Below are 12,664 nucleotides of genomic sequence, written 5' to 3'. Positions count from 1 at the left end.
ACTTCCACAACTTCAAAAACTACATCTACTACAAGCAAGACCACTACAACAACTACAAGCACAACAATTACATTAACTTCGACAACTTCTACAACATCAACTACAACAGTAACAACTTCAACAAATTACGAAACAACAACAGAAATCACAACATCAACAACTTCTGAACCTACAGAAACGATCACATCAACTTCCACATCTACAACCTCTGAAACAACTACGACCTCAACGACTTCCGAAACTACCACAACTTCGACTACTTCTACATCAACATCTACTACAATTACAGAAACAACCACTACAACAATCCCAACAACTACAACTCATGTTGATGACGAGCCCGATATCGAGCTTGGTGATGCGTCAGGCGACGGAAAGATCGATGCAGTTGATGCAAGCATTATCCTTATGATATATGCCAAGAATTCAACCTCACAGAATGTGCCGCTGACAGAAAAACAGAGGCAAGCATATGATGTTAACGGTGACGGAAGGGTAGACGCACTTGATGCTTCTTATATCCTCTGTTACTATGTATACGTTTCAATTGCTAAAGGCGATGTTATTTCTTTAAAGGAATTTATCTTCGGTGTATAACCCGAAAAAAGCCGTATTCGTAATGAATACGGCTTTCTTTTTGCAGTATCCTGAACGATGCGCTTCACCAAACCGCTGGTAATGCACTATCTCACGCTCACGCAAAAAACGGATAGGATCACGGACATCAGGATCATCTGCAAGACGAAGTATATTATCGTATGTGGTGCGGGCTTTCTGCTCAGCTGCCATATCCTCCTGGATATCGGTGATTATATCTCCCTTTGACTGGAAATACGCAGCTGTAAAGGGAGTCCCCGATGCTGCAACAGGATATATTCCCGTCGTATGGTCTACGAAATAGGTGTCAAAACCGCTTGCCTTTATCTCTTCAATTGAAAGATCCTTTGTAAGCTGGTAAAGGATAGCCGAGATCATCTCGAAGTGCGCCAGTTCCTCGGTGCCAATATCGGTCAGGAGTCCCTTGACTTCGCCATATGGCATGGCATATCTTTGATTGAGATATCTCAAAGATGCGGATAATTCCCCGTCCGGACCGCCGAGCTGTGATATTATCGCCTTTGCAAGTTTAGCGTTTGGAGTTTTTATATTTACAGGGTATTGAAGTTTATTTCCATATCAATGCTGTACATATATCAATGAACGACATAAAAAAAGCTCCCTGAACTAATTCAGGGAGTTTTTAATATTAAACAACGGTATTGACATTACTCTTTATCAGTTTTTAATGTTGTAAAACTTTTCTTAAAACTTTCATTAATGACCTTACGATAATTATCACTGAAATCTGCAAGTGACGAATAAATATTCTTCTCATCATCACTGATGCTGTTATCAAGGAATGTACTTTTATCGGGGGCAGTAGCCTGAAGATAATAACCTATAACCTGTGTGGTATCAAATTTCAGAGTAATAGACTGATCTGAGTAGTACGTATGAACGCCGGCGATATCTGAATTACCGCTTTCATCCTTTCCGCGGAAGAACAGAAAGCCACCGTTTGACTCTGCGTGTTTTTCAAATGCTTCTCTTGTCTTTTCTGTTATTTTACCGTCATATTTGAATTTAAGCTGTATATTGCTTGCAATAACCATTGAAACAGGATAGCATGGAAAAATTGTGTCCTGCATATCTTTCAGCCGAGCTTCTGTAATGCCATTATATGATTTACTTTCAGACGGAGCTATCATCGAATTGCTTAATCTGAACATATCACCTGTAAGCGAAAAAACACCGGGATTGAACCACTCGCGTACTATACCTATTTTTGCTATATTCATGCTGACCTGAACAGTGTATTTTTCGCTGCTTCCAAAAATATCCTCCAGCTTCTCCTTTTCACTGATCCTGCTGCTTCTGTGTCCGTTGAAAAGAAAGCTTTTTCCCGATGAAACAGCAGATGACGAAGTATAGTATTTCGTTTGAATATCAAGTGATTCCGCATCTGTTTCAAACTCTACCTTAGTAAATCCCTTTGGAGTTGTTGGAGAAACTATATCTTCCTGCAATGTATCATCTGATATATTTTCATGGATAGCCGATGAGATACTTAGCTGCTGATATAGCGTGTCGATCTCAGTTTTTATTTCATCAATTTCTTTTTTTAACGGCTTGATAAGCTCAATATATGTTGTTTTTTTCTTTTCTTCAACTACATTTAACAGTTTATCTGTAAGCTCGGCTGCTTCTTCAAGGTAATGGTCGTGATTATCAAGAGCATTCCTGCTAAGATTTTTGATAGTTGAAATGATCTCCTTATTTGTTTTCTGAGGTCTTTCACCCAGGAAAACATTGTTCATGAGCTTCTCCAGAGATCTTTCGTTAATATCAATTTTTGATTTTGACCTTATCTCGAGTGCAGGTATAATCACTTTAAGGAACTTTTGCGTACTGAAAAGCTTTTCAGTCATTTTTTCAACATCAGTCTTGTACTTCTGAACGCTTTCAAGTGTGCCCCTTAATTCTTTCGAGCCAAGATCATTCCCCACGAGCTTGCATATATCACATATACTTGAAAAAAGGAAGGTTCTTCTAAGTGAAAGTCTCTGTATTTTTTCAACTAATTTTTCAGGACTGTCAATAAGCTCCGCAGAAGTAAATGATGTGCCTATCATATTAAACCAGTCCTTTGGCTCAAATTCAACAGGATAGGTATATCCTCCGTTCGGAGTTATTTTTCTGTAATTATAGATATTCTGTCTTGCTTCCTGAAGCTCTGCACCTGATCCGCTGTCAAGTATTCCTTCAAGCACCTTCATGTCATTGGGCGAAAAAACAGAGAGTACCTTTGCCTTTTTCTCATTTATCTTATCAAGATAGTCCTCAGCGTTATCCTCATACCATTCAAGATATTCTCTTTCATAATCATCTTTTATGGGATACAGATCTTTAAGCTCTTCTTTTTTAGCTGAGATTACCTTTTTCCAGTCGTATATTTCCTTCATATACTCATCATAAAGCCTGAAATATACTTCCTGAAGAGTATACTCCTTCTCTTCACCGTCACCGAAATCATAAGGATAAGGAGAAATAAGAAGCTTTCTTAATCTGTTCTTATGCAAAGCAAGTCTTTTATTGATCTTCGGAGTAAGAACATCAAGAGCCATTTTATACTGATATGCAAGATTTCTGCCATTATCAGAATTAGCTATAAAACACGGATCAAACATTTTGTTTGCAAGCTTGGCTTCATTTGCTTCTATAACAGGTCCCTTGATTTCCTTCTTGAGATCATATTTATAATCATCTTCGTAAAGGATTATGCCCGGCAAAAGCAGACAAAGGAACTGATTGTAATCATTTCCGCCGATCTTAGCATCAATCTCATCGTAGATCTGTGTAGCAAAGGCTTTTTTTGATTTTGTATCTATCGGATCTTTTACTTCGGTTGCGGGAGCTTCTTCAGATTCAAACAGTTTTTTCATATCTCTAACCTTTCCTATCAGGTAAGCAAGTTTTTGAAGATCAGCTTTAGTTGATTCGGTATTACGTGCAGCATCAACAGTAAGTGCTATTTTGGGCGGCTTTTTAATGTCAGAAGTAATAGGAGCAAGATCAGTAGCAGTTATTTTTCCGGAAAGGCTGCCTTCTTTTTTGGATTTTTTGGAGATTTTTTCTTTTTCATCAGCCATTATTGCAACTCCTTCTTCGATAATCGGTAATTAAGCATACAGGGAAATAACTATGTATCTCCCTGTATGTCAAAGCTGTTGAAAAGAGATATTACTTCTTTTCAAGCTCCTTTGTCTTCTTTGCTATTACATCCTGATATGCAGTTACAAACTTTCTGATATTATCCATATCACCTGAAGCATTGTACGGATCGCTTGCATCTGCAGGTGTATTTTCAAGATAAAAACCTATTACCTGCGGAGTAGGTATCTTTATAATGATCGACATCTCATCGTTTGCCTCGTCAAATACACTCTTTGTAGATGAAGTTCTGCTTCCCGAACCTGAATTGAAGAATATATATCCCTTTGAATTTGATGACTCTGATACAGCTGTATCCACCTTATTTCCCATTGCTGATGCCTTAACAGTAACCTTTATTGTTACATCTCTTGCAATGAGCATTGCAACAGGAAAACACGGGAATATGTAATCATCGGGATTGTAATTCTTTGCATCAAATGAATTTGAAACAGGCTTTTTAGTAAGGTGATACATCTCATCAGAAAGCACGAATACTCCGGGATTGAACCATTCACGCTCAATACCTACCTTTGCAACATTCATTCCTACTTCAATTACTGAGCTTTCACTTTCACAGATTTCTTCAAAATGAGTTTCTGTAGTAGTAGTAGTTTTCTTCTTCTTGAATAACCAGAAGCCTTTTCCTGTAGTCTTTGTTGAAGTTGTGATAGTCTCTTCGCTCTCATCATGTTTTCTGTCTTTGCTGTGTCTGATATAGAATGAAGAATATCCTTCAGGTATCTTGTTTCCGTTAACATCTTCATTGTAATTCATAGCCTGAGCCAGCTGTGCTTTGGATGAAAGTTCACTTATCTCAAAGTCGATCTCCTCGATCTCAGTCTTTATCATATCACGAGCCTTTGCAAGCTGCTGATTCTGCCTGATTTTTGCGTTCTTTTCAAGTGCTTTGGTGTATGTATTCAGTTTGCTGTTAAGTCCGCTTAAAGCAGATGCTACAGCTTTTCCGCCGCTTACCATTGAATCTATCAGGCTGTCATTGCCGGTTGCATAAGGTTTAACAACTGAACTTATGATCTTATCAGTTCCTGCTTCTTCAGGTAAAAGGCATATTCCGCATACCATACCCGTAACTTTCTTGCAGAAATCTGCGAGACCTGCTGTTCCGGCATTTTCAAGGCTTGTCATAGCGGTATCCACCGCAGTTTTTGCAGCTTCAAGCTCTGATGCTGCTGCTTTAACTTCAGCTTCACTTGGTACAGCACTTGCCAGAGCCTGATATTTACTGGTAAGTGAAATTTTTCTGCTCATCAGACTGTGCAGCTTATCGTATATTACAGTCGGTGATTCAAGCAGATCAACAGGAGTAAATGAAGTATCCAGCAGCTCAAACCAGTTTGTCGGGTTAAACTTTACAGGATAAATATATCCTCCGTCAGGAGTCAGCTTGCGAAGATTTCTTAAAGTTGCTCTTGCTTCCTGCAATTCAGCTCCTGAACCGCTGTCAAGTATTCCTTCAATTATCTTCATATCATTTTCAGAGAATACTGAGAGAAGCTTTGACATCTTCTGATTGATAAAATTGAATGACGAATATGCCTCGGTTTCAAACCAAGTAAGATATTCATTATTGATCTTGATATTTACCGCTTTGATTTCTTCATCTGTATCAGCATTTTTGAGTTCAACACTGTATTTCTTTTCTATTTCAGCTCTCTTTTCATTCTGAAGTACGCTCCAGTCTTTCATAGCAGCTACATACTCATCATAAAGCTGATAAAATACTTCCTGGAAAGTATTGATCTCGGTTTCAGACATCTTATTGAATTTATATGGATACTTTGTCAAAAGCAGTTCACGGAGAGCATTTTTTGACTTTGCTATCTCAGGATTGAGCTTTGGCGTTAATGCATCAAGAGCTGATTTATACTGGTGCGGGAGCATACGTCCGTTATCAGCACCGCTTACATGGAAAGGATCGTAAAGCTTATTTGCGAGTTTAGACTCGTTTGCTTCAACAGTAGGGCCTTTTTCCGCATGATTTTTATAATCATATTCAAAATCTTCTTTGGTAAGAGCAATTCCGGGGAGGAGCAATGTCAGCATCTGATTCGGATTGTCTCCGCCAATGACATTATTTATCTCTGCATAAAACTGAGCTGTAAAATCCTGCTGCTTCTCTGATAATGTTCCCTGTTCATTTGTTAATAAGCTTTCAGCCATAATAATTTCTCCTTTAATAAATAATAATAAAAGTATTTTTATCGTGTGATCTTGCTGAAGAGATGTCTTCTCAAATAATTAATTTTCTGTTACTTGTCCCGCTCCTTTTCCACACCCTTTCTTAGTTACCTGTAACAGTATTTGTCATCTTTTTTTCTTTGACCGGCATTACTCGTCAGGCGGGTAAAACCATCTTCTTTCATTTTTCCCCATAACACTACCTCCTTAATAAACTGCATATCAAAGTATGTTAATTTAACTTTCTTTGCACCAACGCTCAAAAAATCTATCATTATTCACGTATTCAGTTCAACTTGTGATTATTTTATGTTTATTGTTGCTATATTAATTATTATATGGAATAATACTATTTTTGTAAAGATGACATTTGTCATTACATTAGTGACAAATGTCACTATAATGACATATCAATGTTACAGTTAAGAAAGAAGGCTGTATTTCGGAGATAAAAGAAAAGCAGGTTCATTATGAACCTGCTTTTCCTTTAAGTTGAATAGGAGTTGTAAATTGTCGTAAATCATTAAGCTCGTCTTATGCAAGAATTGACCGATATAAGCGTTTGAACTGCATCAAATATCTTATGTGCGATGTAGGAATTATTCATCGTATAAAGGTGTATTCCGTCAACGCCCTCTGCAATGAGCTCGGTTATCTGGTCGATAGCATAGGCAATTCCCGCATCACGGAGTGCAGTCTCATTGTGCTCGTATTTTTCAAGCACACGAACAAATTTCTTGGGAAGCTCAACGCCGCAAAGCTTTACCATTCGCTCGATCTGACGCTTGTTTGTCACAGGCATTATACCTGCCTCGATAGGAGCATTTATACCTGCAATGCAAGCCTTTTCACGGAAATCGCAGAAGTAACGGTTATCAAGGAAAAGCTGTGAGATAAGGTGATCCGCACCGCAGTCCACTTTATATCTGAGCCATTTCAGGTCATCAACTGCGCCTGTACTTTCGGGATGTACCTCAGGATAGCAGGCAGCAATTATATTGAAGTCATAATTTTCCTTGATGAACTTTATCAGATCGCTGGCGTGTTCAAAATCTCCTTTAGGAGCATTGGCATCTGTTCTGTCACCGCGGAGTGCAAGAATATTCTCGATACCGTTTTCCTGCATACTGTCAAGTATCTCCGCAGCCTGTTCCCTTTTCAGATCAATACATGGAAGATGAGCAACACTTTCAACGCCGTATCTGTTCTGTATATCCGATGCTATCTGTATGGTCTTGCAGCCGTTTTTTCCTCCGCCTGCACCGTAGGTAACGCTGATGAAATCAGGCTGTATATCTGAAAGCTCCTCAAGAGTCTGATATATGACGCTTTCGTCTGCATCAGGCTTTGGCGGAAATACTTCCAGTGAAAAAACAGTCTTTTGTTCAAATAATTCAGCAGTTTTCATTTCTTGCCTCTTTCGCTGCGTTCACGAGGTTGGTAAGACTCGGAACTGTCTCGGCATTTCCTCTTGTTTTAAGTCCGCAGTCAGGGTTCACCCAAAGCTTTTCAGCAGGGATACGCTCCTTCATTTTGCCGATAGCAGCCTTTATCTCTTCCTTTGACGGAACTCTCGGAGAATGGATATCGTAAACTCCGGGACCTACCTCTGTACGGAAATTGTTTTCTTTAAGTACGTCAAGTATAGTAAGATCTGAACGTGATGCTTCAAAGGTTATTACATCTGCGTCCATGTCGTCGATATCCTTGATGATATCAGCAAATTCGCTGTAGCACATATGTGTATGTATCTGTGTCTCAGGCTTCACACCGCTGTGAACAAATCTGAATGCAGGGATAGCCCAGTCAAGGTAATCCTCTTTCCAGTCTGACTTACGGAGAGGGAGCTTTTCACGGAGAGCAGCTTCATCTACCTGAATTATGCTTATGCCGTTTGCTTCAAGGTCGAGGACCTCTTCACGGATAGCAAGAGCTATCTGCAATGCGCTTTCCTTGAGTGATATATCCTCACGTGGGAAGGACCAGTTGAGTATAGTAACAGGACCTGTGAGCATTCCCTTCATAGGCTTCTTTGTAAGGCTCTGAGCATAAACAGACCATCTTACAGTCATTGGCTTTGCTCTGGAGATATCGCCCCATACTACAGGCGGCTTTACACAGCGTGTACCATAGGACTGTACCCATGCTTTTTCAGTGAAGATGTATCCGTCAAGACACTCACCGAAATACTCTACCATGTCGTTACGCTCAAATTCGCCGTGAACAAGAACGTCAAGACCAATCTCCTCCTGAAGTGCAACACAATCAGCTATCTTCTTTTCAATAAATGACTCGTAGTCGCTGTCGGAAATTTCGCCCTTGCGGTGCGCATTACGAGTTGATTTTACCTCGGCAGTCTGTGGGAATGAACCTATAGTTGTAGTCGGAAACAGCGGCAGTGCAAATCTTTCCTTCTGTATCTTTTCACGTTCTGCAAATTCGGGAAGTCTGGTGAAATCCTTTTCGCATAATTCTGCAAGTCTCTTTCTTACAGCTTCGTTCCGGCCTGATCTCGGCTCGCTGTGAAGAGCGGAATTATTGCGGTATTCTGCTGTTTCGGCAGGTGAGTCCGAACCGAGTATCTTCTTTATTTCTGCAAGCTCGGTGAGTTTTTCCTCTGCGTATGCAAAATGCTTTTTATAGCTTTCCTCAAGCTTTGTCTCATTTGCAAGAGTGCAAGGCACGTGAAGTAGTGAGCATGAAGTGTTCAGAACAATATCAGACGCGAACTTTTTAAGCTCAGATACTATAAGAAGAGTATTTGCATAATTATTGCGCCATATGTTCTTGCCGTTCACCACGCCTGCAAAGAGAGTCTTATCCTTCGGGAAGCCGCTGTTCTTTACAAGCTCAAGGGACTTCTTGCCCTCGATAAAATCAAGACCGATGCCGTCAAAGTCAAGATTGCAAAGTGAGTTATAGCAGTCGCGTACATCGCCGAAATATGTCTGAGCTATTACCTTGACTGAGCCCTTATTTGGCAGTATCTTATTATAAAGCTCGTTGAAAAGCTTAATATCATCAGCTGTCATGTCCTTTACAAGTGAAGGCTCATCGAACTGTACCCATTCAGCACCAAGCTCGCCGAATTTTGCAAGAATTGCCGAATATGCATCAGCTGTCTGTGCAATGAAGTCAGCAGCTGTTTTCGTGCCCTTGTATCTTGCCAGTTTAAGGAATGTATAAGCACCGATGATGACAGGCTTTGTCTTTACGCCGTTTTCAAGTGCTTCACTGAACAGATCAAAAAGCTTTGTGCCAACGAGTTTGATCTCAGTCGCATCGTCTATCTCAGGTACCATGTAATGATAGTTGGTATTGTACCATTTCTTCATTGCCAGAGCCTTTACGTCGCCCTTTTCGCCCTGATAGCCTCTTGCTGCAGCAAAATATGTATCAAGCTTTGAAAGTCCGAGAGCAGTATATCTCTCAGGTACTGCATTGAGCAGAAAGGCTGTATCAAGAACTCCGTCATAGAATGAGAAGTCATTTGACGGTATAATATCAACTCCGCTGTTTTTCTGCAATTTGAGGTTGTATAAACGTATTGTTTTTGCTGCCTCTTCAAGTTCTGAAACTTTGATCTCACCGCGGAAGTATTTCTCGCTTGCGAATTTAAGCTCGCGGAGATTTCCTATTCTTGGGTATCCTATTATAGTTGTTTTCATTTCCTATTCCTCCGATATGTTTTGGTATGCTTATATTATAGCATAATTATCGGAAATATGTTAATATCAAAAAGAAATGCTGTACCATAGCTAAAAGCTATATCAGGGAGAATAGTTTGCGATATATTCTTTCAGATGCTCAAGATATCGCTGTGTAAGCTCATTCATAGGTCTGTCGGTAGTTATTATGTAGCCTATATCCATTATCTCATCGCTTTCGAGCGGTATTGACACGATATTGCTGCCGTTGAGGTCGGAACTGAGTACACCAGATGATATGGTATAACCGTCCAGACCAATTAGCAAATTGAAAAGTGTAGCTCTGTCCGAAACTATGATATTCTTCGGGCTTTCAGCTGTGATATGCAGTTCCTCGGCAAAATAAAAGGAGTTTTTGACACCCTGATCGTATGTAAGGCGCGGAAAGCTTTTCAGGTCGTCGAGAGTTACTTTTTTCCTGCCTACCAGCGGATTGCTCCTGCTTACAAAAACATGGGGCTTTGCAGTAAAAAGCTTCTCGAACTTTAATTCCTCATTTTGCAAAATATGACGTATGACCTCGCGGTTGAACTTGCTGAGGAACAATACACCGATATCACTTCTGTGAGTCCTTACGTCTTCTATGATCTCGGCAGTTTTCAGCTCTCGGAGAGTAAATTCGTATTTATCCCGTCCGTATTCGCGGACAAGCTCAACAAAAGCATTTACCACAAAAGCATAATGCTGTGAAGAGACTGCAAATGCGCGGTTTGGCGGAGGAGCGGCTTTGTATTCGCTTTCGAGAAGCTCCGCCTGCTCAACTATCTGCCGTGCATATGACAGAAATTTAGTACCTTCCTCGGAAAGATAAACTCCCCTGTTGCTGCGGTTGAATATAGTTATGCCCATTTCCCTTTCAAGCTCCGCCACGGATTTTGAAAGACTGGGCTGTGCGATAAACAGGCGCTCGGCAGCCATAGTTATTGAGCCTGTTTCGGCTATCATTATAATGTATTTAAGCTGTTGTAAGGTCATATATTCACTCCCTTTTACATTGTATTATACCATAAAAGATAAAAAATAGCAATGATCGCAGTGTAATGATTCAAATTTGGTAATATTTTGACATTGGAAAGCTGTGGATGTTCGCTGCCTACACCATATCAAAAAAACAGAATACCGCTCTGTTTTACTACAAACAGCACAAAATGGCACAAAAAAATAACATTATTCTGCTAAAAAATATCAGCAAACACATTTTACACCTTTTTTTACATTATATCTATTGCATTTTCCGAAAAATTGGTATATAATAAATATATCTAAAAAAAGATACTTTAAAAAAATATAACGGAAATGGAGGAGAGTTATGAATTCAGAGCTCGAAATACGCTTTTACAAGCTATATGAGAAGCTTGCATCGCTGACTCAGAATATAAACGAAAACCCTGATATTCCGAGCATAGAAAAGATTCTGAATGAAATAGCTGCAATGTTCCGTCTATCAAAAGGTGTAACACATTTTTATCGTGATCCCGTCGCCGAAAAAAAGGGCGAGGGCGAGACCATGATAAGCTATGATACAGGTGAAGATGGACATCCTGTCCACACTGTACGCTGTGTTAACCGCCTTATGTCAATAACAACCATGACAGTATACATGACAGATAAAGTTGAACCGCTGACTGAAGAAGAATTGTTCAAAGTTGACCTTACCATGCGTACCGCTATTACATTTATATGCCGCAATCGTTTGCAGGTAATTGCTGAGCAGCTTGCGTTTTACGACGATATGGGCTATAAAAACATCAGAAGCTTTTTCAGATATCTTGGCTGGAACGGACATCAGGGAGATTTTAACGGCAAGGCTGCTGTAAACTACAACCTGAGACATTTTGCAACCGTAAACGAGAATTTCGGCAGAAAAGGCGGAGACACTGTCCTTAAGGGCCATTATAATCGTATAGAAAAAATGATTGGAAACGATGGAATGATCGCCAGACTCGGCGGCGATTCATTCGTCTGCATATGCAATCAGACCGACCTTCCCGATCTTCTTGACTACCTTAACGAGGCTATAGTTGTGGCTGACAAGGAGGGCAGCACTGTACGTATCTCATGCTGCGCAGGTGTATTCTGTATCCCTGACGACTACACTGTAAGAGTCCCCAATGATATAATGGGCAAGATAATGCACGCATATCAGGTCGCAAAAACAAGCGCTCAGGGTAATATCGTGTTCTTCTCGGATATGCTCATGTCTGATAAGGAAAGATCAAGACGTGTCCAGAGTATCTTCCCCGAAGCATTGAAAAAAGAGGAGTTCATTGTTTTCTATCAGCCAAAGATCAATATAAACACAGGTGAGCTGTACGGTGCAGAAGCACTCTGCCGCTGGTTCCATGACGGAAAAATAGTGCCGCCTATGGAATTTATCCCTGTTCTTGAAGAGACCAACGAGATATGCAAGCTGGATTATTATATGCTGGACAAGGTGTGCCGTGACATACGCCGCTGGCTCGATGAAGGCAGAAAAGCTGTGCGCGTATCGGTAAATCTTTCCCGCCGCCATATGATAAATCCTGATCTTCTAAAGGAAATAATCGAGATAATCGACCGTAATAATGTTCCGCACGAATACATAGAGATAGAGCTTACCGAAACCACTACAGACGTTGAATTCAGAGATCTGAAGCGCGTTGTTATGGGACTTCAGGAGCAGAATATATGTACATCGGTCGATGATTTCGGTATGGGTTATTCTTCACTTAACCTTATCAGAGTCGTTCCGTGGAATGTTATCAAAGTTGATAAAATATTCCTTCCTCTGGACGGTGAATCGCAGGACAGCACAAGAAGCGTCATGTTCAAGTATGTTGTAGCTATGGCAAATGAACTGGGACTTGAATGTATCGTTGAGGGCGTGGAAACTACTTCACAGCTTGATCTGCTGAAGCAGAATGGCTGCAGCCTTGCACAGGGATACCTGTTCGATAAGCCTCTCCCTAAGGAAGAATTCGAGAAAAGGCTTGATATCGGCAAATATGTTATATAACTCCGGTATA

The 12,664-nt window shown here is 40.3% G+C and carries 7 protein-coding genes and 1 pseudogene; 2 read left to right on the top strand and 6 right to left on the bottom strand.

From position 1 onward, the window contains the following. A partial coding sequence (locus tag L870_RS0112915) for a dockerin type I domain-containing protein (RefSeq protein ID WP_028518495.1) occupies positions 1-597 on the top strand: 597 nt, incomplete at its 5' end. Here the strand turns inward: L870_RS0112915 and L870_RS17700 are convergent. The 6 genes and pseudogenes from L870_RS17700 to L870_RS0112880 all read right to left on the bottom strand — a co-directional run. After that, a pseudogene (locus tag L870_RS17700) lies at positions 571-1,176 on the bottom strand (manganese catalase family protein); the annotation flags it as partial. The gene L870_RS0112915 and the pseudogene L870_RS17700 sit on opposite strands and share 27 nt — an antisense overlap. Before the next feature lie 89 nt (positions 1,177-1,265). Beyond that, positions 1,266-3,689, bottom strand: coding sequence for a hypothetical protein (locus L870_RS0112905; RefSeq protein ID WP_028518494.1), 2,424 nt, complete (start codon positions 3,687-3,689; stop codon positions 1,266-1,268). Positions 3,690-3,780: 91 nt separating this feature from the next. Continuing rightward, on the bottom strand, positions 3,781-5,934 hold the full coding sequence (locus L870_RS17695) for a hypothetical protein (RefSeq protein ID WP_051411563.1): 2,154 nt from the start codon (positions 5,932-5,934) through the stop codon (positions 3,781-3,783). A 541-nt stretch (positions 5,935-6,475) separates the two neighbouring features. Then, entirely contained in the window at positions 6,476-7,360 is an 885-nt protein-coding gene (gene metF / locus L870_RS0112890; protein WP_028518493.1) for a methylenetetrahydrofolate reductase [NAD(P)H], read from the bottom strand. Further along, positions 7,347-9,620, bottom strand: a complete 2,274-nt coding sequence (gene metE / locus L870_RS0112885) for a 5-methyltetrahydropteroyltriglutamate--homocysteine S-methyltransferase (RefSeq protein WP_028518492.1) — start codon at positions 9,618-9,620, stop codon at positions 7,347-7,349. The genes metF and metE overlap by 14 nt, the downstream gene beginning before the upstream one ends. 102 nt (positions 9,621-9,722) lie before the next feature. Next, entirely contained in the window at positions 9,723-10,634 is a 912-nt protein-coding gene (locus L870_RS0112880; RefSeq protein ID WP_028518491.1) for a LysR family transcriptional regulator, read from the bottom strand. 334 nt (positions 10,635-10,968) lie between these two features. On the opposite strand from L870_RS0112880, the gene L870_RS17690 reads away from it, so the two are divergent. Further along, positions 10,969-12,654, top strand: coding sequence for a putative bifunctional diguanylate cyclase/phosphodiesterase (locus L870_RS17690; RefSeq protein ID WP_051411562.1), 1,686 nt, complete (start codon positions 10,969-10,971; stop codon positions 12,652-12,654). The last annotated feature ends 10 nt before the right edge of the window (positions 12,655-12,664 follow it).

Source organism: Ruminococcus flavefaciens ATCC 19208, assembly GCF_000518765.1.
Taxonomy (GTDB): Bacteria; Bacillota; Clostridia; order Oscillospirales; family Ruminococcaceae; genus Ruminococcus; species Ruminococcus flavefaciens.
The sequence above is the reverse complement of the archived record's forward strand: the minus strand, read 5'-3'. Positions and strand labels throughout refer to the sequence as shown.

Bases quoted from the DNA above. Each gene is read 5' to 3' on its own strand.
- L870_RS17695 (WP_051411563.1), bottom strand. From the start codon at position 5,934: ATGGCTGAAAGCTTATTAACAAATGAACAGGGAACATTATCAGAGAAG.
- L870_RS17690 (WP_051411562.1), top strand. From the start codon at position 10,969: ATGAATTCAGAGCTCGAAATACGCTTTTACAAGCTATATGAGAAGCTT.
- metE (WP_028518492.1), bottom strand. From the start codon at position 9,620: ATGAAAACAACTATAATAGGATACCCAAGAATAGGAAATCTCCGCGAG.
- metF (WP_028518493.1), bottom strand. From the start codon at position 7,360: ATGAAAACTGCTGAATTATTTGAACAAAAGACTGTTTTTTCACTGGAA.
- L870_RS0112905 (WP_028518494.1), bottom strand. From the start codon at position 3,689: ATGGCTGATGAAAAAGAAAAAATCTCCAAAAAATCCAAAAAAGAAGGC.
- L870_RS0112880 (WP_028518491.1), bottom strand. From the start codon at position 10,634: ATGACCTTACAACAGCTTAAATACATTATAATGATAGCCGAAACAGGC.